Consider the following 23,087-nt stretch of genomic DNA (forward strand, 5'->3'; position numbering starts at 1 on the left):
GCCTTTGCGTGAGCTATTCTTCCGGCAACTTATACTGCCCCACAATCCGCTTAGCATACTCCGGCACATGCCCCTCCAACTTCTTGGGATGATTCCGCTTCACATACAAATAATTCCTAGTAAAGTGCGAATCAATCGAAAACCGCGCATACTCCAAACCCTTCGGCCCAATTCTTTCAATCACCACACCCATGAGTTTCGCCGCCCACATCGGCAAAGTCACACCCTTATCATAAGCAGGAATACTTTGCTGTACAGCTTCTTGACGATTTCCTTGAGACATCACTGGCTGAGTATCTAACTGGTCTTGCACCAAGTCCAGCATTTCTTTACCAGTATCATTTCTGACTACAATCCACTGCCAGCCAAAGGGTGCGCCCATATAACCAACGACTAAATCTGCCAAGGAGTTAACGTAATCAAAGCAACTCATGCAGGAAGGAGCAAAGACATCTTTAAGTTTGTTAGTTTTCAAACCAAAGAAAGGTACGGTTTCTGTTGATCCGTCTTCATGTTTGAAGTGAACCCGAAAATCTTGCATAAATTCGTAATGTACAACAGTATCAGGCGATCGACTGGTGGTTTCTAAGAATTTTTGCAGTCCGTCGCGGGTAACATTATCTACGCAAGGTGTACCTAAAACATATAGTTTTTCTAAACCCAGTTGTTTTTCTACGGCTCGCAAAGCTTGAATTTGGCAACCAACACCAATTACCAATAATCGCTTCATTCCCGATTGTTCTATCTGTTCCAAAATAGAAAGGTTGGGTGAAAGTGTTGGTTTATTTACTCGTGCTGCTAGTATTTCTTCTGGGGTAAGAGCAATCACAGGCATGGGTTGAAAGCGGTCTTCTTTGGTGTTTTGGACACAGACAACACCTTCTACTAAACCGCGATTCAGCATTTCAATGGCGATGCTGCTAACAATACCCGTCCATTGTGCGCCTTCGATGGGCTGCTGTTTTCGCGCCGCCATCATGTCTTGATGAACACCAAAGTAGAGTTCATTGGCGTTATCGAGATCGCGCGATCGCCTGTGAGTTTGTTCTTCAAGTTCGCCTATTTGCTGATTAATAAAAGCACAAGCTTCCTTGACATAATGAATATAATATGTATCGCACAATCCGCATTCGCTACAAAGTTCTTTAGCAGGGCGGCGGCTAGTAGGTTTAAGAGCTTTGGCTTTTTTGTGAGGATAAACTGAGGTCATATAAATTTTTGTTTTATCCAGGAATCACTTTTATTACAATACCTTTACTGGCTATGAACTTTACGATACGTTTTTCAACGCAGAGGGACGCAAAGTAACGCAGAGTTTTACCTAATTTAATTCGCTACAAGTTAATGAGAGAGTATATTAGGACTTTTCTGACATAGTATTAAAAGCAAAATTTAAGGCTTAAGTAAATTTTACGAAGACGTAATAGTTTAACTGAGCCTAAGCTCTGGATAATGAGGTTTCCTAGATCAGCTTATGACACTCTACGATCCAGATCAATCAGGGCAGAAGGCTCTAGAAAAGTTACGTGTAGCAGCAACTAGCGCCAGCTTAACTTTAGAAACTGCTCAACGAGACTACGCGCAAGCTCAAATCGAAGTTTATAAATGGTTAAAACGATATAAACTTGCCTTAGAAAGTCTCAAAGAAACTACTACTTCTAGTTCAAGCACCGTTGTTAACTTAGAACTAGAATCACTGCGAAAGCAACTAGAGCAAATGTAGTCACTAAGACATCTACCTGAAATACCTTCTCTTCCTTTGCGCCTTTGCGCCTTTGCGTGAGGCAGATTCATTTCTTGTTCCCATTTTTCGGTAGGATAGCTCCCAGACTCACAACACACTTCAACCGGAGCTATGACAACCTCGCCAATTCCTACTCAACAATGGTATATCCTCCTGCAACAATTAATTGATGGCCAATCCTTATCCCGCACTCAAGCAACCGAATTGATGCAAGGATGGCTAAGTGAAGCAGTTCCCCCAGAATTATCAGGAGCAATTTTAACAGCACTGAACTTTAGAGGCGTTTCTGCTGATGAATTAACTGGAATGGCTGAGGTATTACAATCACAATGCTCACCCCTGAGAACTGATAACTCACAACTCAGTACAGTCATAGATACCTGTGGCACTGGTGGCGATGGTTCATCAACTTTTAATATTTCTACAGCCATTGCCTTTGTCGCCGCCGCTTATGGCGTACCCGTTGCCAAACATGGTAATCGTTCCGCATCAAGTCTGACAGGAAGTGCAGATGTTTTAGAAGCCTTGGGTGTAAACCTGAATGCCTCTAGCGAAAAAGTGCAAGCAGCACTATCACAAGTGGGGATCACTTTCTTATTTGCCCCTGGTTGGCATCCAGCATTGAAGGCAGTGGCTTCGTTACGCCGAACTCTAAAGATCCGAACGGTATTTAATTTGCTTGGGCCATTAGTCAATCCGTTGTATCCCACTGGGCAAGTTGTGGGGCTATTTACTCCTAAACTTTTGGCAACTGTTGCCCAAGCATTACACAATTTGGGTAAACAAAAAGCAATTGTTTTACATGGACGTGAAAGACTTGACGAAGCTGGGCTAGGAGATGTTACAGACTTGGCGGTGTTATCTGGAGGTGAAGTGCAAGTAACTACTCTTGATCCTCTGGATTTAGATATAACACCTGCTCCCATCGGTGCGCTGCGGGGTGGAGATGTCTCAGAAAACGCCGCAATTCTCAAAGCAGTACTGCAAGGTAAGGGTACTCAGGCACAACAAGATGCAGTCGCTTTAAATGCCTCTTTGGCGCTGCAAGTAGCGGGTGTTATCCCATTATTAGATCACGCCCAAGGTATTAATGTAGCTAGGGAGATCCTACAGAACGGTACTCCTTGGGCAAAATTGGAGCAATTAGTCCAGTTTCTGAAGGATTGATTTGTGATCGCGACTGTGGGCGAAATTCTACAACGTTACGTTTAATGGTGACATCGTAGTTACCAAAAAAGTCATGTCCTAATAATCCAGTTTCTAATTCTAAGCCAGCGATCGCTACTGGCACTTTATTTACTCTTACGCCACCGACTGCCATCGAATCAACATAACCCACAGGAAACTCTACAGCTTTAGAACTGGCGGTGTTAGCCTTGGCTTTTCCGACTGGTACTATCCCCAAAGCATTAGCCATTTGTTGAGTAATTACAGTTCCACTGGCTCCTGTATCTACAATCATGTCAAATTGTTGCTGTCCATTAAAGGTAACTGTGACAATTGGCGTTCCCCCAACTCGCCTTCTAATTGGGGCAACAAATACTTCTTTTTCTGAAGGAAGTATTTCTGATGAGGAAAAAATCGGTCTAGTTGGTGGCAATTTGACTCGTACAGGTGGGGGTACTGGTATGGGAACCTGGGGTGAAGTTTTTACTTGGGGAACAGCAACTACTATTTTTGGGGGATTAGCTTTAGCTACTGGTGGAGGGCTGGGAGCAGCTTTGCGTAGAGCATACTTCACTTGAAGCTGGTATTCTGAGATTTTAGCTTGAGCGATCGCAAATTCCGAGCTTTGTCGCCGGACTTTTTTCATTAAGGCGATCGCATCTTGAAACTGACTCGCCACTAAGTTCCAATCATCTGGGGATTGAGCAGATTGGCTGATACTTAAAGCACCCGCAGCTTTATCTAAACCTAGTTCAAAAGAACTGGGTTCCATTACCGACGGTGGCAAGTCTTCTGGTTCTGGAATGACTGGTGCTGTTGGTTCTCCAGGAGACGGCGTTACCTGATTGTCAGTCACTACCGACTGTTGATTGCGAAGAATCGCACCAGTTTGTTTTTCTTGACTACAAGCAACACCCAGAACCGCTAAAACACTTGAAATCAAAATCAGGGCTGCACGAGATAAAAAAGACTGAAGCATAATTAACTTCGATTTAAACTGCCCAAGGGACTGCAAATCTACTTTTGCCACCGATTCCCCTTTCAAAATTTTATCTTTTTAATTTTTAATTAATTCCCTTAAGAACGCGAAATTTCTTAACTCATGGGATAATTACATTCGCAGTATTGACTAAAGTGGGGATCAAAGACTGTTCATTCTTAACTGTTGACCGCTAAATGTCAACTGTCAAGAACTAGAGAAAGCAGGGGAGGCAGGGGAAGCAAGGGAAGCAGAGGAAGACAGGGAGACAGGGAGACAAGGGGATGGCAAGACAAGAAAAGCAGCGCGGTCTTTGTTGGAACAACTTTCTGCGGGCTGCCTCACCAAGTGGAACGACTGCGGGAGACATTATCTTTCCCAATTCTCCTTGTCTCCAATTCTTCTTTGATCCCCTCTGCACCCCGCACCCTGCCCCAATTCCTCTTCTCCATGCCCCATGCCCAATGCCCAATGCCCCAATCTTTTAGCTTATGCCTTTGTCTGATACAATCCCTGCTCTACTTGTCCTGGCAGATGGAACCACTTATCGCGGTTGGTCTTTCGGTGCGACGGGAACCACAATCGGAGAAGTGGTCTTTAATACTGGCATGACAGGATATCAAGAAGTATTAACTGACCCTAGTTACTGCGGTCAAATTGTGATTTTTACCTATCCTGAATTAGGCAACACTGGCGTTAATCCTGAAGACGAAGAATCGGCTCAACCGCAAGCCAAAGGTGCGATCGCTTGTAATATTTGTTACAAACCAAGTAACTGGAGATCAACACAATCCTTGCCTGACTATCTGAAACAATACCAAATACCAGGTATCTATGGAATTGATACCCGCGCTCTCACTCGCAAAATTCGCATGTTTGGAGCGATGAACGGCGGCATTTCCACCACGATTCTAGATGAGATGGAGTTATTAGAGCAGGTACAAGCAGCTCCCAACATGGCAGGATTGAATTTGGTACGTGAAGTCACAACCTCCAAAGTTTATGAATGGTCAGATCCTACAATCCCAGCTTGGGAATTTAACTCAGAATCGGCGGCAAATATCGGAGAATCTTTTACCGTTGTTGCCCTTGACTTTGGCGTAAAACGTAATATATTGCGTCGTTTAGCAAGTTATGGCTGTCGGGTGATAGTTGTTCCTGCTGATACACCACCAGAAGAAATTCTCAATTACAATCCAGATGGTGTTTTTCTTTCCAACGGGCCAGGCGACCCTGCGGCAGTTACTGAGGGAATTGCAACTACCAAAGCATTGCTGCAAAGTCAAAAACCCATTTTTGGCATTTGTATGGGACATCAAATTTTAGGTCATGCCCTTGGAGCAGAAACCTTTAAATTAAAATTTGGTCATCGCGGTCTCAATCAACCTGCGGGTTTACAACAAAGGATAGAAATTACTAGCCAAAACCATAGCTTTGCGATCAACCCAGATTCATTACCTGAGACAGTTGTAGAAATCAGTCACCTTAACCTCAACGATCGCACCGTTGCTGGGGTACGTCACAAATCTCTGCCGATATTTTCCGTACAATATCACCCAGAAGCCAGTCCCGGCCCTCACGATGCTGATTACTTGTTTGAACAATTTGTCCAAGCAATGCAAACAGCACGTCAAGCGACTATAGGGCATAGAGCATAGGGTATGGGACATAGGTTATTTTCTCCCTCTGCTTCCCCTGCTTCCCCTGCCTCCCCTGCTCCCTGCTCCCTGCCCCTCTGCTTCTTCCCCTGCTTCCCCTACCTCGCCTACTCCAGCAGGTTCTAGACAATTTGCACAAAAACCATCTATACTTGAGCGTTCACTTTAATGATGAGGAGGGAATTATTGCTGAGCCACTTAATCTAACCGTGAGCCTAAGAGGCACTCGTGAAGTCCGGGATAACTGTCAGCTATTCCGCCTCACAGGTTTGTTAGATGCATTTTCTGAACCGACATTTCGCAAAGTACTCGGTAACAAAATTGATGAGGGACCAAAGCACATTATCTTGGATCTCTCACAAATCGACTTTGTTGATAGCTCTGGCTTGGGCGCGCTCGTGCAGCTAGCCAAACAAGCTCAAACCGCAGATGGCACTTTGCAAATTGTCACTAATGCAAGAGTAACTCAGACAGTCAAACTTGTTCGCTTAGAGAAGTTTCTTTCGCTGCAAACTTCAGTTGACGCAGCGCTAGAAAATATCAAGTAGTATTGATCGTTTGATTAGAGAGTTCAATTTAGCTATCCGAATGCTTGATCTGGATAGCTTAATTTTTAGAGACGCTGGCAAACAACCTCTCTCCTTGTGAGAGAGGGACAAAAGCCAGCAGATCTAAAATGTCAGCATATTGCCAAGAAAATAAGTATATCTCAATATGTCAAAATAAAGGATAGATATACACAAAAAAACTTTGTAGCCTTTAGCTATACTGAAAGATAGCAGGGTTTTTAGGCATGTATAACTAAATAATTTGTATTTTTAGTCTATCAAATATTTGATATTTTAAATGACTACTTGTCAAATAAAGGAGACTATTTATGACTAACGCATAGGTAACGGAAAATATAACCGCAGAGGACACAAAGAAATAGGAGTTTCAGAGAGTTATTGCGTAAGTCCTAATACTATAGTAATCCGGTTTGATTCGGTGAATTTATTTGTGTAGGTAGGGAACAGGAAACAGGAAACAGGGAACAGTTAAGAAGGGATAGATATGCACTGAATCGTGTTCAAAAATCAAATAGGAGTCCTATATAAAGATGAGTTTTCAGTACAAGTTCAATTAAAAAAGATAAAATTTAATCATTAATTTTGATAGTGTTGATTATGCTAGATATACCAGCATGGCATATCCAAAAAAGAGTAAATATTTTTACTGCCTTTTGAATTTAGCCCATTCAGGAATGATTAACTTGTGAAGTCAAAGGAGGAAAAGCTATTAGATGGACAACAAGATGAAGCCCCTCAGCTAAATTCATCTTTGACCCAAGCATTCTTGGCAACTACAGCCCAATTACCACAAGAGATTTCCCAGACACAATTACAACAAATTTCTCCTGCTGCCTTAGCGTATTTAGGAGATGCAATTTATGAATTGTATGTTAGGATGTTCTATCTACTGCCATTACAGCGGACAGACACCTACCATCATTTGGTAGTAGCACAGGTAAGAGCCGAAACCCAGGCACTTCATTTGCGATCGCTAATCCCTGATCTCACAAAAACAGAATTAGAAATTGTCCGACGAGGTCGTAACGCTGCCACAAAACGCCCAAAACGAGTTGATCCCGATATCTATCAACAGGCAACTAGTCTAGAAACTTTAATTGGCTATCTTTATCTCACCGATTCCCAACGCTTAACCGAACTGTTGCAAAAACTTCACTTAGAGAAATAGTGGGCAACTCCATCTTATGAAAGGAAATTCAACAGTTGAGATCCGGTAAATTCAAGGAATCTGGAAGCCCACCCACAAGCTATACCCAAAACTGATATGCAAAATAAACCAAGAAAAATCAAGACTTCTGGCGAACCAAACCGTGGGCAACCGCTGAAAATTAAGACTAAGCGTGTCATCGCTAATTCGATTCACACTCCTAGTCCTAAACATAAAAAAGGGGATAGTAATTCTCTATCCAATAGCCCACGCCCACACCGCGATTTTTCTCATCCATCTCCATCTCTAAAACACACAGAAGATAACGACTTGATTTATGGTCGTCATCCCGTTTTGAGTGCTTTAGAAAGTGAGCGAGAACTGAATCGCATTTGGGTTACTCCTCGCCTACGCTATGATCCCCGTTTTCATCATTTGATTCTCCAAGCTAAAGACAATGGCACAGTCATTGACGAAGTAGAACCAAAGCGCTTAGACCAAATTACCAACGGTGCTAATCACCAAGGTATAGCAGCACAAATAGCTCCCTATACCTACATTGAATTGCCAGATTTGATTGAACAAACAAAATCAGTAACTGACCCTGTAATTGTAGTAGCTGATGGCATCACTGATCCCCATAACTTAGGTGCAATTATTCGCACCGCCGAAGCTATAGGCGCTCAGGGATTAGTCATACCTCAAAGAAGGGCATCAGGAATCACTTCTACCGTTGTCAAAGTGGCAGCAGGTGCTTTAGAAAATTTTACTGTCGCCAGAGTAGTCAACCTCAGCCGCGCCTTAGAAGAATTGAAAGAGGCTGGTTTTTGGATTTATGGTACTGCCGCTGCTGGCAGTGAACCTCTACATGCAGTCAAGTTCAGTGGCCCGATCGCTTTGGTAATTGGCTCTGAAGGTGAAGGTCTGAGTCTGTTGACACAACGCTCCTGCGATGTACTGGTATCAATCCCCCTGATGGGTAAGACCCCTAGCCTGAACGCTTCAGTAGCCGCAGGTATGGCGCTTTATGAGATTTATCGCCAGCGATCGCTAAACACGTTGTACCTAGATAAATTACAAAAACCTCTTTAAAAATTAAGAGGAAAAGAGTATAAAGAAATGTAAAAGTAAAATATCGTTGTTTAAAATTTAGTACCACGTTGATCAATCAGCAACAACTATGAAAACAATTTGGGATAACCTGAAAGAATCTTTGATTAACACATTTAACAGTCTCGGCTTAGCTTGGTGGGTGGAAATAGTAACGCAAAATCCGCGTTGTACCTACTATTTTGGGCCATTTTTAAGTTCTGCTGATGCGAAAGTGGCACTTAAAGGCTACGTAGAAGATTTAGAAGCAGAAGGCGCACAGGGAATAATTGTAAATGTTAAGCGCTGCAAACCAGGGACTCTCACAATTGCTGAAGACTTGGGGGAAAGGATTGACCGCAAAGTAAAGCCTGTCTTTAGCGGTCTGATGTAAGTAAGGCAAGAGAGTCAAATAAGAGACAGGGGAGCAAAGGTGATGGTTTCTACTCCCTTGTTTTTTTGATTTTTGACCACTGACTTAGGGCAGATCGGCCTCAATCTGTGGAAGAGTGGTTACAACTGCTAGTTCCTAAACAGGAGTCGCAATCATATACATCAGTTTCACCACGAGTTTAATCACCATTTACGGCAGATCCTTGGATGTGGATACGATGGTCTTTCTTGTTTTGGGTGTGCCTAGGTTTAGGAGTTATCAATCTACCATCAATTGTTCATGAACGTGATTTGGCACAGATTTCTTCGCGGGCTTCCATTCTAGCTTTTCTAGCTTTTTTAACTGCACTTTTTGCACCTATTACTGAATTTGGAAAAGTTTTTAGGTGGAGACCTGTGTTTGTGGGTTTGATAGCAGCTTTTCTGGGAGCATTAGTAGCTCCATCAGTAATTTCTGTTGAACCTACTCATAGTTTTTGGGATGTAATTTTAATTTATGCGTTCTTAGGTTACTTTTTAGGTCTTCTTTTGGGAGTACCGTCTGTAATTTTAGGAATTACCAAGAGAGATTTACAAGCATATTTCAATAGGTTTATGACAGTTGTAATTTTGCTAGGAGTTTCTCTGTCAGCTATAGCTTTAAGTTGGGCAATTTTTGCTTACCCTTTCTTGTTAAAGCAGTACGGTCAATCGTAGGCTAGATTGACACAAGAAATCCAACAGCTTTTCTTCGCCACCGTTGTTTCAAACAAACACTGGCTTCATGGTTTGAGATAAAATATAGGGATAATATTGAAATAATGCAAACCCAATAACAATTCGCCAACTCCGCTATAGCAAAGAAGAATTTGTTCGACGTGGCAAAGAGATCTATAAAGCTCAAGTTCGATCTCAAGTCGAGGAAGGCATCATGGCAAGATTGTGATAATTTACCTAGAATCGTCATTAACGCAATAGAGGAGAGGATGAGCAGACTATTACTTGAGATTTCAAACGATGTCGCGGAATCTCTTCAGCTTCCACCTTCAGAACGCCTCTCTCGTCTACAACGGGAATTAGCGGGACTTAGGCAAAAAAAGAGACTAAAAAAGGCTATAATGCAGAATTAGTATAGGTTTTACGTCAAATTAACCCCCATGAAAGAGACAACTCCCACAGCTATGCCCCCATGCTTTGAAAAATGGTGTCAAAGGTTTGACGATGTATTTGGTCATAAAGCGCAAAAAAGGGAGTTTAGACATTATTTAGGGGGGTTGTTAGGAGAAAGCGAACGGAAAAACTTGTTGCAGCTCGCAGAAAATGCCGTAGGAGTAAATTACCACCGATTACACCACTTTTTGACAGATTCCCCTTGGTCGGCCACAAAGGTGAATGAACGACGCTTAGAGGTAATGAACAAGTGTAGTCAGACTAAAATCAGTAGAGGATTTAGCTTGATAATTGATGATTCAGGGCATAGGAAAAGTGGTAACTTTACCGAAGGTGTGGGAAGACAATATATCGGAGAAATTGGCAAGACAGATAATGGAATAGTGGTGGTAACAACTCATTTATATGATGGGAGAAAAAGCCTACCATTAGATATAGAGTTATATCAACACGCTGATTCATTACCCGAAGGAAAACAAGACCCTCTATTTGAGAAAAAAACAGAGATAGCAATTAAGTTAATAGACCAAACAAGAGAGCGAGGATATCAACCAGGAATAGTGATTGTAGATGCCGGATATGGTAACAATACATCATTCCTATTAGAACTAGAAAATCGCAAATTAAAGTATTTAGGAGGAATAGCCAAAAATCGGAAAGTCACAATTAGTGAGCAAGAGAATAATCAACGAACAATTAGGATAGATGAGTTAGCAAAGTCTATACCCCAAGAGGCTTTTAGCGAAATTCAACTCAATTTAGATAAACCTAGAAAAGTATGGGTAGCAACTTTTGAAGTAGAGATATCACGTCTGGAAGGTAAACGAAGTATAGCTATCTTCATGAATGCTGCTACTTTTTCTGATGCCACAGATATCGACTACTTTATTACCAATGTTTCTACATCTGTTGTAACTTCAGAATGGATAGTAAACACCTATTCTCAACGCAATTGGGTAGAGGTCTTTTATAGAGAAGCCAAGGGTTTTTTAGGATTGAAAGAATATCAAGTCCGAGATAAAACCAGTCTCATGCGACATTTTATCTTGGTATTTTGTGCCTATACTTTTGTCCTTTGGCATCAGTTGACTGGTGGTTTTAGACGTAGGTGGGCAACTAAACCGTTGAACACTTTTACTGAGGCTTTAGAAGCCTTTAGAACTGCTATTTCTTTCCGATTTATTGAGTGGTTGACTGTTAATCGTGACGTATTTGCCGCTCATAAAGCCAGTTTCGGCTTTATTTGGGCTTGATTTTTCCTTAAGTCCCGTTAGCAGTTCGTTTATACCAAAAAGGGTTGCTCTCTTTTGGGAAAGCACGGGAGTTAGCACAAATGACAAAATGGGAGTTTCACTCACTACTTGGAGATGAGGCAATTGAGCGTAATTACGATTTAGAAGAACTGGAAAATGACTTAAATACTTTGGAGCATTTAGATTGAGAGCCATCAGTAACTCTTCTGTTTTGATTGCTCTGAGCAGCATTGGTCAATTGTCTATACTGACGCAGAGATTTACAGACGGAATTCTTATCCCTCTTGTGTCACTCTCGGAAAACAATAATCGAAGCAAGATTCTGAAACTTTGATTGAATAAAGCTTTGAGCCTTTATTTTCTAACAGTAACTAAAATTTGTAGCCTAACCCTGAAGATTATAACTCTGAAAGGCTTTCAAAGATTGGCTTCTCCCAAAGTGACAAAACAGGGTTATTCCACAAGCAGTCTGGTATGAAATTGTGGAGACTGGGGCAGGGCGGGCAGGGGCGGTAGAAGTTGCAGTAGGCTTAAACGTTTGGCTCACTGTTCAGGAGGTGGAGAACAAGACTCTGATATCATTGCTACAGCAAGATTTGGATAAGGGCGAAGCAGAAGCGATTGCATTATTGCTTGAGCAGTCTTTAGAAGCACTATTGCTGGATGAAAAGAAAGCGCGACAAGTTGCACGACGCATGAATTTACAGATACTTGGTACGTTGGGTCTTTTAATTTGGGCGAAACGGCAAGGAGTGATTGTTAACTTGCAAGAACAGCTTGATGCCTTGCGAACTGTGGCTAAATTTCGTTTGAGTCAGCAGGTTTATGACGAAGCTCTCAGACAAGTTGGGGAATTGCAATAGTCCCGACGAGGGCTAACAATTCAAATGCAGCGGACGGTTGAGAGTCTATGGTGCTGAGTTCGAGGGTACTTGCAGCCGCTCAGCCGGAACGTTAGGCAGCGATTGTACCTGCTTGGTCGCGTACAGCTAAACTACTGACACAGAGAAGATGGCTATCAAATGAACCCGATATAGAAGTATTAAAATTGTTGGTTGAGCGATCGGTAGTTAGGACTGTAATGAGAAACATGGATTCAGAAACCGAAACTCAAATCTGCGAGTGTGAAGCGCGACTTTACAACGCAATGTCAGCATCAGACGTATCCGAATTAGACTTGCTCATCGCCGCAGCAGTTCGAGGTCATCATTGGACTATTTAGTTATTGACCAACTACTTGTGGATGTAATGATAGCCAACAATTAATATCTCCCAGTACCTGCTGGGGAATCTCCCAGGGGAAAAGATGGGCTGTGTTGGGATAACAATGCCACTGACTATTTTGAAGATGTTGAGCAGTTTCTAGGCTCGACTGCGCTGTAATGTGACGGTCTTGCTCACCAGCAAGTACCAAACTAGGACAGTGAATTTGCTTTAGTTCTGTAAGTCTGTTGTAACTAGATCTTAAGGCTGTGGAAAGGGCAGAAGTTGCAGTAGTGGAGGTTTGCCAATAAGCCTGTACTGCTTCTTTGGCGATGTAGTCGTAAGCAGTGGGTGTATGTTGTTGAATTAGATAACGAAAAAGCGATCGCTTGCCAAAGGTTTCTATATTCCACTGCCAACTTGGTTGAATAACGTTCAATAGAGCGGCAACGCCAGTGTAAATATTATCTTGTAAACTAATTGGAGGATGACTCCCACGAGGTCTAGCCGCTGTCGCTACTAAAATTAGACCAGTTACACGCTGTGGCAAGCGCAATGCCAATTCCATCGCTAAAATACCACCAAGTGACCAGCCTAATAACAAACATTTTTCAATCTCAAAACGGTCTAGCAGCGCCTCTAAGTCGGTTAGATGGTCGTACATCTCAAATTTGCCATTAAAGCGACTTTTGCCATAACCGCGCAAATCTGGGGCAAAAGTCTTGTAACGCTTTGACAAGTGATTGGTAAAAACCGAAAGATTACGACCAGAACCAGGATGACCATGTATGCCTAAAATAGGGAATCCTTGACCTTGGATGTAGACATTCAAGTTAGCAGCTTTTGTGGATGAATAAGCCATTATCTGAGGTTTTTTGAAGACTTAGGCGATCGCAGCTGTTGGTAATCAATACAAACCAACAACAAAACAATTATAATTTTTCTGTATATCCTCCAGCATAAGTAATCACGCACATCTGCCTGTATGTGCTATGAATCCCAAAAGCAACTCCTGCGACTTTAAAAGCGGGGTTAAAAATATTATGGCGATGACCGCGTGATGGTACTCCATCATCAATAATTAATTGCATGACAATATCTTGAGCTGTACTAGAACCATAGCTGATATTTTCGCCAGCAGTAATTTCCCATTTGCCATAACGGCTAATGCGAGTAAACGGATCGCTGCCATCTCCACCATTATGACCTGTAGTTCCTTTTGCACCTTGGTCTTTAACGTGATCTCTCGCACCCGAAGACATACCTGGAGATAAGCTTAATGCTGGCACAGGATGGGTTGAATTGAGAAAAGCGATCGCCTCATCAACTGCTTTTATTCCTTCTTGAGTTTGTAAATAAATAAAGTCAGAGACTTTGACTTTTTTGCCTTGGAAGCGCTTTTTATAGTTTTCTAGAATTGGCAGATATGCAGCAGGATTTGTCCGCACTTGATTCATTTCTACTATCACTTGTTGTTCTAACACTGAGATAGTATTTTGCCGTGCCAACTTTTCAGCACCTTTTGGAGTCACTTCCGGCCAAAATTTCCAAAATTGTAGTTTTTGCATCAAAAATCTCACAGCTTAGGAGCGAAAAATTATTATATATTTAGCTCCACAGACTGAATAAAAGTTTTCGGAAAGCATTACCCAAAATCCTTGTAGAGACACAGCACTGTCTCACCATGCCCCATGCCCCATGCCCTATGCCCAATGCCCAAAAACTTTATCTTTCCTGATATCCACCAGCGTAAGTAATCACACAGATTGTTCTATAGACTTTGTGAGTTCCGTAAGCAACCCCAGCAACTTTGAAAGCACTGTTAAAGATATTTTTGCGATGACCGCGTGATGGTACTCCATCATCAACAATTAATTGCATGACGATATCTTGGGCAGTCTTTGGCCCATAACTGATGTTTTCGCCGGCGGTGGTTTGCCATTTTCCATAACGGTTGATGCGATTAAAAGGATCGCTGCCGTCACTACCATAGTGACCTGTTGCACCTTTTGGCCCTTGGTCTTTGACATGATCTTTAGCACCCAAAGACATACCCTTAGATGCACCTAATGCACCTACAGGACGAACTGACCGCAGAAAGGCAATCGCCTCATTAACTGGTTTTACACCTTCTTGAGTTACCAAATAGGTAGTGCTAGATAATTTGACATGCTTGCCCTGGAAGCGCTTTTTATAATTTTCCAGGATGGGAATGTATGCTTGAGGATTTGTCCGCACCTTAGTCATTTCTGCTATTACCTGTTGTTCTAAAGGTGAAAGGTAACTTGCCTTGACCAACAAAGTCGGACTAGCTGTTTGAATTGTGTTCGGGGGAGATTTTACTAAAGATGAGTTAGGTTGCAGAATTTGATATGAACAATTGGCTAGTAGTGTACTAAGAATAAACACGCAAATTTTAATGGGGTGCATTAGTTACCTCACAAGTTTACACGTAGATATTTATTTGGCTAACTTAGATGCACCAAAGCCTTTTGACCAGTATTTGGCTTGAAAAATTAAAATACTGACCTAAATTTGTTGTAGCATTAGTAACTACTAACTGTAAAGTCCAGTTATTAAACTAAGTATAATTTGATTCTACTTTTAGATAAAAAACCGCATTAAAAAATGCCAAAAAATAAATTCTCTGGTATTTGTAGCGGCTACTTTAAAAATCGGGCGATCGCAGACAGCAAAAGTCAGTATCTTGAAAAGAAAGGTATTGACAGCTTGATTTAACATCAAATGGGCATTGCTGTTGCCCTACTGTATTATGAAAAAGACAGAGCTATTGCGATTAGGAGGAGGTTTTTTCGACTTCGGGAGATCCAAAAAATAAATCGTCTCTAAAAATAGGCACACAAGCCTAATAAAATATCTAGAACAGCTTTATTGTTTGGAAGTCACTGAAAACTTAGGAATTAGTACTTATCTGCTCACTCAGGAATCAGGACTCAAAACTCTCTATGTTAACAGGCACAATTTTGCAGGGTGGAAAGTACACCCTAATCCAAGAAATAGGGCGCGGTGGTTTTGGCATTACGTTTAAGGCTACTCATCACTACTTAGGCCAAGATGTAGTGATGAAAACCATTAATGAAAAGCTACGACAACATCCTGATTTTGCCAAGTTTGAGCGTCAATTCCAAGATGAAGCCAGACGATTAGCAACTTGTATCCATCCCAATATTGTCCGAGTTAGTGACTTTTTTGTGGAAGATGGATTACCTTACATGGTGATGGAATATATTCCTGGCGAAACCTTAGGAGATGCTTTTGTATTACCAGCGATACCTTTGCCAGAAGCAACAGCAATACATTATATCCGTCAAATCGGAGCAGCATTACAGGTAGTACATAATAATGGTCTGCTACACCGAGATGTCAAACCGGATAATATCATCCTCCGTCAAGGGACTCAAGAAGTAGTATTAATTGATTTTGGTATTGCTAGAGAATTTAACGGTAGTGTGAGGCAAACTCATACTGGTATGGTTTCTGAGGGTTATTCTCCACTAGAACAGTACTTAACCCAAGCACCGCGCACACCCGCCACAGATGTTTATGGCTTGGCAGCAACATTGTATACTTTGTTGACGGCACAAGTTCCCTTGCCAGCCTTGTTGCGCGATCGCGAAAAAATGTCCTCTCCCCGCGAATTACAACCTCATTTGAGTGCAGCAGTCAATCAAGCCGTTATGCGTGGTATGTCTGTAGACTCTCGCTTTCGTCCGGCAACTGTCGCTGACTGGCTAAAATTACTACCTGGAAATGGACTTAATGTTACACCCCAAGTAGTACCCACTCACTCAGTAGCAACTATCAATTTGTCTGCTGAACAGCAACGCCAAAATTTATCTAAAAGAAATATTCAAAGTCGTGTTAAAGGAAAATCACAGCCGAAAAATTCGACACCAGCTAGCAATAAATTAGGAAAGTCTCAAGTATTCCTGGGTACAGGTATAGCCCTTACAGCTGCTATAGCAGGGTTTGGTATTACCACATTGCTTTCTCGTTCTGAACCACAGTCACCCTCAAAACCTTTGTTTGAACAGCGCCAAGTAGAGTCTGTTGAACAAAAGCCCGTACCTGTCCAAGAAAGTAATTCCACACAAGAAAATAATCCTACACAAGATACTCAAAATGTTTCTCCAAATGAATCTGCCTCTACTCCAACTTCTAGGCGGCGTAGGCGTAATTTTTCTGAGAGACAAGAAAAATCTAAAAATACAAGTAGCAACAATTCTCCAGAAAAATCATCACAATCTAATTCAGGAGAAGCATCAAGCCGCGATTCAAAGCAACCCTCAGTTTCTTCTACACCATCATTAGTAGAAAGACTACGAACAATTCGTTCCTCTCGTCGTACTTCCTCACCCACACCATCATCAGAAAATACTTCACCTTCTTCTGCGAAAGAATCCACCTCGCCCCAACCTGTAAGGCAATCAAAGCCTGTAATCATACCAGCATCACCACCTACAGAATCAAAACGGTCAAATCCTCCTGCTGTGGTAGTACCAACTTTAGATATGAAGAAAAATTCTTCTGCTGCCGATATTCAAACCCAAAAATATGAGAAATTGCAAGAAAAACTGCAAGAAAACAGCAATTAGGAATTATTAAAAATACTCTCACAGTATTATTAGATGAAAAACTCCATTCATGGGGCATTGGGCATGGGGCATGGGGAAGAAGTAATCAGTTATCACTGTTAACTGATTACTGATTTATTCACCCATGAAGGGCTGGAGTTTCTTGCCCTTTTAATAAAAATTAATAGTTAATATCAATTATCTTTTAAAACTTGTGGACAATATTCAATCTGACACATCAGGGGTTGACAGAAATATTCACTGTACCAGTAATGTAAATTTAAATATTTGTAACTATTATTACTATATGTAGAAATTTTATCTACAAATATATACTTATAACTGCAAACCTCTAGCTTTTGATTAGCACTATAATATTAGAATAAATCCCTGGGTGAAAATTCAAATATCCAAGACATTATTCTCTGCGTATTAAAATCAGCGATCGCTAGCAAAAATAAATAAGTTAAAAAGTAATAAATATCACGCAATAGTCAACGTTGATAAACAAAACTATTGGTAAATTTCATCACAGCTTCAACACTTTTTGTTAATTAACTGTAAGCACAGTATATGGACGCGGAAAATTGGACGTATCGATTACAAAGGGCGCTACCCGTAAGTTCCCGCGCATTACTATTAATAAATCGTCATGCTCGTCAAGGAGAAAAGCGTCTCTCAGAAGCAATTAATTGTCTTCAGCAACTTGGCTTTAATTTAATCGAAGAATCAATCGAAAATCCCACAAATATTTCTGAAACTATACTCCGTTATCAACATGAAGTTGACTTGGTAATTATTGGCGGTGGTGATGGCACACTTAATGCCGCAGTAGATAGTTTAGTTGAGGCTCAATTACCTTTAGGAATTTTACCTTTGGGAACTGCTAATGATTTAGCAAGGACTTTAGGTATTCCTAACTCTTTAAACGAAGCTTGTAAAGTAATTGCCTATGGAGATCTGCGACGCATTGACTTAGGATTAGTAAATGGCAAATACTTTTTTAATGTTGCTAGTTTAGGACTGAGTGTCAAGATTACCCAGCGGCTTACCAAAGAAGTTAAGCGCCGTTGGGGAATATTAGCCTACGCTGCTACCGCATTACAAGTGATTTGGGAGTCTCGGCCTTTTAGTGCAGAAATTCGTATTAATGGTAAATCTTTACATGTGAAAACTATACAAATCGCCGTGGGTAATGGGCGCTACTATGGTGGCGGTATGGCAGTGGTTCATTATGCGACAATCGACGATCAAAGATTAGATTTATATAGCTTAGAAATAAAACACTGGTGGCAAATCATATCGTTATTTCCAGCCATGCGAGAAGGGCGGCACATTTATCGGCGGGGTGTCCGTGCCATTCAAGGACAGAATATTGAGATCATTACTCGCAAACCACGTCCAATCAATACCGATGGTGAAATTACGACATACACACCTGCTAGTTTTCGGGTTGTACCAAATGCCGTAACTATTATAGTGCCACCAGTTGAAACTTTTTAATTTTTAAATGTATAATTTATGACTTTTTAATTAAGCGATGTCTGCGGTAAATAATAATTTGATATGATCAAGAATAGCGGTGGTGCATTTATATGAATACTTATATTTTGTATATTGAATGATAGGTGGGTATTGTGGCAACTCACATCAACTCACGCCAAATGAATTTGAGATTTTCTCAAGAAATTAAATCTTTGCTGCAACGCTTAACCGAACAGCAATTGACTTTAGGCCAAATTTTGGCAGAAACTTCTGAACGGGGTTTTAGTTTAGTCATTGCATTATTAGTTTTGCCTTTTTTACTTCCTATGCCGCCGGGATTAACAGGGCCTTTTGGCGGGGCTTGTTTGCTGTTGTCAGTACAGATGGTTTTGGGTAGGCGATCGCCTTGGCTACCTCGAAGAATTGCCCGTTACAAATTTCCTCGTCCTTTTGCTCAGTTATTGTTACAAAACCTGCAACGTCTCACCAAAATTTTAGAGAAAATTGCCCGTCCCCGACTCAAGAAAATAGCCAATAATCCTTTAACTTGGCGAATTAATGGGCTTTGTATCTCTTGGTTAGCAATATTATTAATTTCACCAATTCCCTTTACCAACCCTATACCTACTGTAGGTATTTTACTTTTGGCAGTTGCCACTATCGAAGCAGATGGTTTACTGATTTGCATTAGCTACGTAATCACTACTTTAATTACATTGCTATTTGGATTTATTGGTTATGCTTTGTGGTTAGCTCCTAGTTTGCTACCATCTATCTTCAGAGTAGCCTAACTTTAATAATCTAAAATAAACTATAGGAATCCGGTTTGATTTGGTGAAATTACTTGCGTGGTGCGCGTTCGCAAAGCGTCTCGCACAGAAGCGCAGCGCAAGCGCGATAGACGCAGAACATTGATATAGTAAAGTAAGCTGCGATCGCATCTCAGCTACTACAAGTTCTTATATTTACTTTACAAAACAGCAATTAACGCATTTTTACGGTATAAGAGATTCATAAATTCAACACAATATCTTGATTTATGAATACAACACCTCACGTAAACAGGGAAAAAACCGCTTTAATTACTGGGGCATCTGGGGGAATAGGATATGAACTAGCCAAGTTATTTGCTAACGATGGCTATAACTTAGTATTAATTGCTAGAAATGAAGAAAAGTTAATTCAAGTTGCTCAGGAATTTACCAGGAAATCAGGTATTAAAGTTGAAATTATTGTTAAGGATTTATCAATACCAACGGCTCCGGCAGAAATTTTTACAAAAGTACAACAAGCAGGTATTAAAGTTGATGTGCTGGTCAATAATGCCGGATTTGGGGCGTATGGATTCTTTTATGAAACAGATATTGTAACAGAATTGCAAATGCTACAGCTAAATGTGGTTAGCCTCACCCATTTAACTAAATTATTTCTCAAAGATATGGTCAAGCAAGGTTCTGGGAAGATATTAAATGTTTCTTCAGGTGCAGCCTTTCAACCAGGGCCTTTAATGGCAGTTTATTTTGCGACAAAAGCTTATGTATTATCATTTTCAGAAGCGATCGCTAATGAATTAGAAGGTACAGGTGTAACAGTAACCGTAGTTTGTCCGGGAACTACAGCATCTGGTTTCCAAGAAAGAGCAGCGATGGAAGAATCGAAGTTGGTTACGAGTCAAAAAGTTATGGATGCTGAAACCGTAGCTAAGATTAGCTACCGTGGCTTAATGGCAAATAAAACTGTTGTTGTCCCTGGTGTGAGAAATAAGTTACTTGCTGAAGCTGTAAGATTTACACCCAGAAAAATGGTTGTCAAAATAGCCAGAGAGATGAATAGTAAGTAATAAAAGTTAACTTTTTCTAGCCAAAAATTCTCTGTGATGTTACGCTAATATTTTCAATTTCTGTATCACATTGCCCAGTGCAATTTTAATATTTTTTTGCTTTTTTAACTCGCAGCAACCCTTACAATAGAGTTACTAAAAACTTAAGGGATTAAAGAAATTTGTGAACTTACATAAATCCCTGATCATTATCCGATAACTCTAGGTTGAGTATTGCTAAAGTTTTTTTTGGCAATATCAGATCATTCTGTTTTCAAACTTTAATTTTTCATAAAAAATTATCAGACATGTGGTTTTCTCTGCGGTATTTACGGAACCGCCTTGAATGCTGTTGAAGTACAACAACAGTAGGATTACTAAAACCTCACCTTATTTGTTTAATTAGCTTTTACCCTCATTTTGAATGTAGGTAAAGCCTATTTTGCTATGTCCACAATTTTCCAGGATTGATATTATGACTCGTTTATCAAGCCCTATTGAAAACTTAAAAAACCACTATACAGTTGTGATTATTGGTTCTGGCTATGGTGGCGGTATTGCTGCTTCACGCCTCGCAAGAGCTGGACAGGAAGTATGTGTACTAGAACGAGGCAAAGAATTTCAACCGGGTGAATATCCTAATACTGACACCCAAGCTGTAAGAGAAATCCAAGTAGATTTACCTAATAAACGCATTGGTTCGCGTACAGGCTTGTACGATTTTCACGTCAACCGAGATATTAACGTCTTTGTTGGTTGTGGATTGGGTGGTACATCTCTTGTTAATGCTAATGTTTCATTACAAGCTGAACCTCGTGTGTTTACAGACCAGCGTTGGCCTCAAGAACTGCGTGATGATGTAGAGACTCTAATAGCAGAGGGTTATCGCCGTGCGGAAGAAATGCTCAAACCTAACTCATATCCCGAAGATTTTCCGCCTTTGCCAAAATTACAAGCCTTAGAAAAATCTGCTGAATATTTGAACGAAAATTTTTATCGGCCACCTATCAATGTAACTTTTGAAGATAAAGTGAATCATGTAGGTGTAGAACAAAAAGCTTGTAATCTCTGCGGTGATTGTGTCTCAGGCTGTAATAATAAAGCCAAAAATACTGTGTTGATGAATTACCTGCCTGATGCTAAAAACCACGGTGCAGAAATTTATATACAAGTATCCGTGCGACAAATTGAGCGTCAAGGCGATCGCTGGTTGGTTCACTTCCAACTACTCAACGCCGGACAAGAAAAGTTTGATGCTCCAACCATGTTTGTCAGTGCCGATATTGTTGTCTTAGCGGCTGGGACTCTTGGTTCTACAGAAATTTTATTGCGATCGCAACAAACAGGTTTAGCAATATCTTCCCAACTAGGACATAACTTTACAGGCAATGGTGACGTACTGGCCTTCGGCTACAACACCGAACACAATATTAACGGCGTTGGCTTTGGTAATCGTTCCCTCGATCAACCCGTTGGCCCTTGTATTAGCGGCATTATCGACATGCGCGAACAACCACGGCTAGATAACGGCATGGTTATAGAAGAAGGTTCAATTCCGGGTGCATTAGCTTCCTTCTTACCAGAAACCTTTGCTTCAGCCGGCAGAGTCTTAGGAAAAGACACCGACGACGGCTTAGGCGATCGCTTCAAAGAAAAATTACGCGAAGGCGAAAGTTTAGCCCACGGTGCTTACACAGGTGCAGTCCGCAACACCCAGACTTATCTAGTAATGACTCACGATGATGCCGCCGGACAGATGTACTTAGAAAATGACCGTCTGCGGATTCGCTGGGAAAATGTCGGCAAACAACCAATCTTTCAGCGAGTCAACGATCGCCTCACAGAAGCAACGCGTCCCTTAGGCGGGACACAAATTCCCAACCCCATTTGGACTAACTTATTTGGTCATGATTTAGTTACCGTTCATCCTCTAGGTGGCTGCATCATGGCAGAAAACGCCGAACACGGTGTAGTCAATCATAAAGGACAAGTATTTTCTAGCAACCAAGGTACAGCCGTTTACGAAAACCTCTATATTTCCGATGGTTCAGTAATTCCCCGTACTCTAGGCGTAAATCCACTACTAACAATTTCTGCCGTGGCAGAGCGTTGTTGCGCCCTAATTGCTCAAGACCGGGGTTGGACAATTAACTACAATCTGCCTTCAATGCCCAGTGATTCAACCCCAACTGCACCCGCCAAACTAGGGATTCAGTTCACCGAAACCATGCGTGGTTACTTTTCAACTCAAGTCAAAGATGACGATTACCAACGTGCATTACAGCAAGGTAAAAAAGATAACTCTCCCCTGCAATTTACCCTCACAGTCATTGCCGACGACTTAGAACACCTACTCAACGACCCCAACCACCCAGCCCGGATAGTTGGTACAGTCACAGCTCCAGCTTTAGCAGCAGACCCATTAACAGTCAATAACGGTAATTTCAATCTGTTTGTCCAAAAAGCAGGACAAAACAAAACCCGACAGATGCGCTATCGAATGCACCTGACCACAGAAGCAGGGCAGACCTACTACTTCGAGGGCTTCAAACAAATTCACGATGACCGAGGCTTTGATATATGGTCTGACACCACCACTCTTTTCACCACCATTTATGACGGCGACAGTAACAACAGTCCCATCTTGGGTAAAGGCATTCTCAAAATTCAGCCCGTCGATTTCATCAAACAAATGACTACCCTAAAAGTCACCAACGCCGCCAATTCCACAGAACGCCTACAAGCACTTGATCGCTTTAGTCGTTTCTTTGCTGGCACATTATCAGAAGTCTACGTTTAGATGGTCAGTTGTTAGTTATCAGTTGTTACTAACCACC

General features: G+C 41.3%; 22 protein-coding genes and 1 pseudogene. 17 read left to right on the forward strand and 6 right to left on the reverse strand.

What is annotated here, in order from left to right:
• Positions 1-13: 13 nt before the first annotated feature.
• Entirely contained in the window at positions 14-1,210 is a 1,197-nt protein-coding gene (locus tag QI031_RS00965; protein WP_281483375.1) for a Coenzyme F420 hydrogenase/dehydrogenase, beta subunit C-terminal domain, read from the reverse strand.
• Positions 1,211-1,474: 264 nt separating this feature from the next.
• On the opposite strand from QI031_RS00965, the gene QI031_RS00970 reads away from it, so the two are divergent.
• The gene (locus QI031_RS00970; protein ID WP_281483376.1) at positions 1,475-1,723 is read left to right on the forward strand and encodes a hypothetical protein; all 249 of its coding nucleotides are present in this window, start codon (positions 1,475-1,477) and stop codon (positions 1,721-1,723) included.
• Positions 1,724-1,855: 132 nt separating this feature from the next.
• Positions 1,856-2,911 (forward strand): anthranilate phosphoribosyltransferase, encoded by a 1,056-nt coding sequence (gene trpD / locus QI031_RS00975; RefSeq protein WP_281483377.1) that lies wholly within the window; start codon positions 1,856-1,858, stop codon positions 2,909-2,911.
• On the opposite strand, the gene QI031_RS00980 is transcribed toward trpD, so the two are convergent.
• The gene (locus QI031_RS00980) at positions 2,841-3,890 is read right to left on the reverse strand and encodes a retropepsin-like aspartic protease family protein (protein ID WP_281483378.1); all 1,050 of its coding nucleotides are present in this window, start codon (positions 3,888-3,890) and stop codon (positions 2,841-2,843) included. The genes trpD and QI031_RS00980 overlap by 71 nt on opposite strands.
• 491 nt (positions 3,891-4,381) lie before the next feature.
• Between QI031_RS00980 and carA the strand changes: the two genes are divergently transcribed.
• The 9 genes and pseudogenes from carA to QI031_RS01025 all read left to right on the forward strand — a co-directional run bounded on the left by carA (position 4,382) and on the right by QI031_RS01025 (position 12,011).
• Positions 4,382-5,548 (forward strand): glutamine-hydrolyzing carbamoyl-phosphate synthase small subunit, encoded by a 1,167-nt coding sequence (carA, locus tag QI031_RS00985; protein ID WP_281483379.1) that lies wholly within the window; start codon positions 4,382-4,384, stop codon positions 5,546-5,548.
• A gap of 152 nt (positions 5,549-5,700) precedes the next feature.
• Positions 5,701-6,096: an STAS domain-containing protein gene (locus QI031_RS00990; protein WP_281483380.1), complete on the forward strand. Its 396-nt coding sequence runs from the start codon at positions 5,701-5,703 to the stop codon at positions 6,094-6,096.
• Between the two features lie 706 nt (positions 6,097-6,802).
• A complete protein-coding gene (locus QI031_RS00995; RefSeq protein WP_281483381.1) occupies positions 6,803-7,285 on the forward strand; it encodes a Mini-ribonuclease 3 in 483 nt (160 codons plus the stop codon).
• Between the two features lie 96 nt (positions 7,286-7,381).
• The gene (rlmB, locus tag QI031_RS01000) at positions 7,382-8,356 is read left to right on the forward strand and encodes a 23S rRNA (guanosine(2251)-2'-O)-methyltransferase RlmB (RefSeq protein ID WP_281483382.1); all 975 of its coding nucleotides are present in this window, start codon (positions 7,382-7,384) and stop codon (positions 8,354-8,356) included.
• Between the two features lie 88 nt (positions 8,357-8,444).
• The gene (locus QI031_RS01005) at positions 8,445-8,747 is read left to right on the forward strand and encodes a DUF1816 domain-containing protein (RefSeq protein ID WP_281483383.1); all 303 of its coding nucleotides are present in this window, start codon (positions 8,445-8,447) and stop codon (positions 8,745-8,747) included.
• Positions 8,748-8,953: 206 nt separating this feature from the next.
• On the forward strand, positions 8,954-9,442 hold the full coding sequence (locus QI031_RS01010; protein ID WP_281483384.1) for a hypothetical protein: 489 nt from the start codon (positions 8,954-8,956) through the stop codon (positions 9,440-9,442).
• 440 nt (positions 9,443-9,882) lie between these two features.
• Positions 9,883-11,148, forward strand: coding sequence for an IS701 family transposase (locus QI031_RS01015; protein ID WP_281483385.1), 1,266 nt, complete (start codon positions 9,883-9,885; stop codon positions 11,146-11,148).
• Positions 11,149-11,177: 29 nt separating this feature from the next.
• Positions 11,178-11,336, forward strand: a pseudogene (locus QI031_RS01020) (UPF0175 family protein); the annotation flags it as partial.
• A 267-nt stretch (positions 11,337-11,603) separates the two neighbouring features.
• Positions 11,604-12,011 carry a PIN domain-containing protein gene (locus tag QI031_RS01025; RefSeq protein WP_484832968.1) on the forward strand — a complete coding sequence of 136 codons (408 nt, stop codon included), beginning with the start codon at positions 11,604-11,606 and terminating at the stop codon, positions 12,009-12,011.
• A gap of 91 nt (positions 12,012-12,102) precedes the next feature.
• Here the strand turns inward: QI031_RS01025 and QI031_RS01030 are convergent, their stop codons facing one another.
• Complete coding sequence (locus tag QI031_RS01030; RefSeq protein WP_281483387.1) at positions 12,103-12,240, reverse strand: hypothetical protein; 138 nt, start codon at positions 12,238-12,240, stop codon at positions 12,103-12,105.
• Between QI031_RS01030 and QI031_RS01035 the strand changes: the two genes are divergently transcribed.
• A complete protein-coding gene (locus tag QI031_RS01035) occupies positions 12,239-12,370 on the forward strand; it encodes a hypothetical protein (RefSeq protein WP_281483388.1) in 132 nt (43 codons plus the stop codon). The genes QI031_RS01030 and QI031_RS01035 overlap by 2 nt on opposite strands.
• Here the strand turns inward: QI031_RS01035 and QI031_RS01040 are convergent, their stop codons facing one another.
• The 3 genes from QI031_RS01040 to QI031_RS01050 form a co-directional block, all read right to left on the reverse strand.
• A complete protein-coding gene (locus QI031_RS01040; RefSeq protein WP_281483389.1) occupies positions 12,371-13,213 on the reverse strand; it encodes an alpha/beta fold hydrolase in 843 nt (280 codons plus the stop codon). It lies immediately after the preceding gene.
• Between the two features lie 70 nt (positions 13,214-13,283).
• Positions 13,284-13,919: a CAP domain-containing protein gene (locus QI031_RS01045; protein ID WP_281483390.1), complete on the reverse strand. Its 636-nt coding sequence runs from the start codon at positions 13,917-13,919 to the stop codon at positions 13,284-13,286.
• A 157-nt stretch (positions 13,920-14,076) separates the two neighbouring features.
• Positions 14,077-14,781: a CAP domain-containing protein gene (locus QI031_RS01050; protein WP_281483391.1), complete on the reverse strand. Its 705-nt coding sequence runs from the start codon at positions 14,779-14,781 to the stop codon at positions 14,077-14,079.
• Positions 14,782-15,317: 536 nt separating this feature from the next.
• Between QI031_RS01050 and QI031_RS01055 the strand changes: the two genes are divergently transcribed.
• The 5 genes from QI031_RS01055 to QI031_RS01075 all read left to right on the forward strand — a co-directional run bounded on the left by QI031_RS01055 (position 15,318) and on the right by QI031_RS01075 (position 23,050).
• The gene (locus QI031_RS01055) at positions 15,318-16,967 is read left to right on the forward strand and encodes a serine/threonine protein kinase (protein ID WP_281483392.1); all 1,650 of its coding nucleotides are present in this window, start codon (positions 15,318-15,320) and stop codon (positions 16,965-16,967) included.
• Between the two features lie 552 nt (positions 16,968-17,519).
• Positions 17,520-18,449, forward strand: a complete 930-nt coding sequence (locus QI031_RS01060; protein WP_281483393.1) for a lipid kinase — start codon at positions 17,520-17,522, stop codon at positions 18,447-18,449.
• 161 nt (positions 18,450-18,610) lie between these two features.
• On the forward strand, positions 18,611-19,222 hold the full coding sequence (locus tag QI031_RS01065) for an exopolysaccharide biosynthesis protein (protein ID WP_281486174.1): 612 nt from the start codon (positions 18,611-18,613) through the stop codon (positions 19,220-19,222).
• Between the two features lie 248 nt (positions 19,223-19,470).
• Positions 19,471-20,271 carry an SDR family NAD(P)-dependent oxidoreductase gene (locus QI031_RS01070; RefSeq protein WP_281483394.1) on the forward strand — a complete coding sequence of 267 codons (801 nt, stop codon included), beginning with the start codon at positions 19,471-19,473 and terminating at the stop codon, positions 20,269-20,271.
• Positions 20,272-20,725: 454 nt separating this feature from the next.
• The gene (locus QI031_RS01075; protein ID WP_281483395.1) at positions 20,726-23,050 is read left to right on the forward strand and encodes a GMC family oxidoreductase N-terminal domain-containing protein; all 2,325 of its coding nucleotides are present in this window, start codon (positions 20,726-20,728) and stop codon (positions 23,048-23,050) included.
• The last annotated feature ends 37 nt before the right edge of the window (positions 23,051-23,087 follow it).

The sequence above is a fragment of the Halotia branconii CENA392 genome, from assembly GCF_029953635.1.
Lineage (GTDB): Bacteria > Cyanobacteriota > Cyanobacteriia > Cyanobacteriales > Nostocaceae > Halotia > Halotia branconii.

Excerpts from the sequence above, each read along its gene's own strand:
- QI031_RS01050 (WP_281483391.1), bottom strand. The coding sequence starts at position 14,781 with ATGCACCCCATTAAAATTTGCGTGTTTATTCTTAGTACACTACTAGCC.
- trpD (WP_281483377.1), top strand. The coding sequence starts at position 1,856 with ATGACAACCTCGCCAATTCCTACTCAACAATGGTATATCCTCCTGCAA.
- QI031_RS01065 (WP_281486174.1), top strand. The coding sequence starts at position 18,611 with ATGAATTTGAGATTTTCTCAAGAAATTAAATCTTTGCTGCAACGCTTA.
- QI031_RS00965 (WP_281483375.1), bottom strand. The coding sequence starts at position 1,210 with ATGACCTCAGTTTATCCTCACAAAAAAGCCAAAGCTCTTAAACCTACT.
- QI031_RS01030 (WP_281483387.1), bottom strand. The coding sequence starts at position 12,240 with ATGTTTCTCATTACAGTCCTAACTACCGATCGCTCAACCAACAATTTT.
- QI031_RS01070 (WP_281483394.1), top strand. The coding sequence starts at position 19,471 with ATGAATACAACACCTCACGTAAACAGGGAAAAAACCGCTTTAATTACT.
- QI031_RS01045 (WP_281483390.1), bottom strand. The coding sequence starts at position 13,919 with ATGCAAAAACTACAATTTTGGAAATTTTGGCCGGAAGTGACTCCAAAA.
- carA (WP_281483379.1), top strand. The coding sequence starts at position 4,382 with ATGCCTTTGTCTGATACAATCCCTGCTCTACTTGTCCTGGCAGATGGA.
- rlmB (WP_281483382.1), top strand. The coding sequence starts at position 7,382 with ATGCAAAATAAACCAAGAAAAATCAAGACTTCTGGCGAACCAAACCGT.
- QI031_RS00980 (WP_281483378.1), bottom strand. The coding sequence starts at position 3,890 with ATGCTTCAGTCTTTTTTATCTCGTGCAGCCCTGATTTTGATTTCAAGT.
- QI031_RS01015 (WP_281483385.1), top strand. The coding sequence starts at position 9,883 with ATGAAAGAGACAACTCCCACAGCTATGCCCCCATGCTTTGAAAAATGG.
- QI031_RS01040 (WP_281483389.1), bottom strand. The coding sequence starts at position 13,213 with ATGGCTTATTCATCCACAAAAGCTGCTAACTTGAATGTCTACATCCAA.
- QI031_RS01060 (WP_281483393.1), top strand. The coding sequence starts at position 17,520 with ATGGACGCGGAAAATTGGACGTATCGATTACAAAGGGCGCTACCCGTA.
- QI031_RS01005 (WP_281483383.1), top strand. The coding sequence starts at position 8,445 with ATGAAAACAATTTGGGATAACCTGAAAGAATCTTTGATTAACACATTT.
- QI031_RS01075 (WP_281483395.1), top strand. The coding sequence starts at position 20,726 with ATGACTCGTTTATCAAGCCCTATTGAAAACTTAAAAAACCACTATACA.
- QI031_RS00970 (WP_281483376.1), top strand. The coding sequence starts at position 1,475 with ATGACACTCTACGATCCAGATCAATCAGGGCAGAAGGCTCTAGAAAAG.
- QI031_RS01035 (WP_281483388.1), top strand. The coding sequence starts at position 12,239 with ATGGATTCAGAAACCGAAACTCAAATCTGCGAGTGTGAAGCGCGACTT.
- QI031_RS01055 (WP_281483392.1), top strand. The coding sequence starts at position 15,318 with ATGTTAACAGGCACAATTTTGCAGGGTGGAAAGTACACCCTAATCCAA.
- QI031_RS01010 (WP_281483384.1), top strand. The coding sequence starts at position 8,954 with ATGTGGATACGATGGTCTTTCTTGTTTTGGGTGTGCCTAGGTTTAGGA.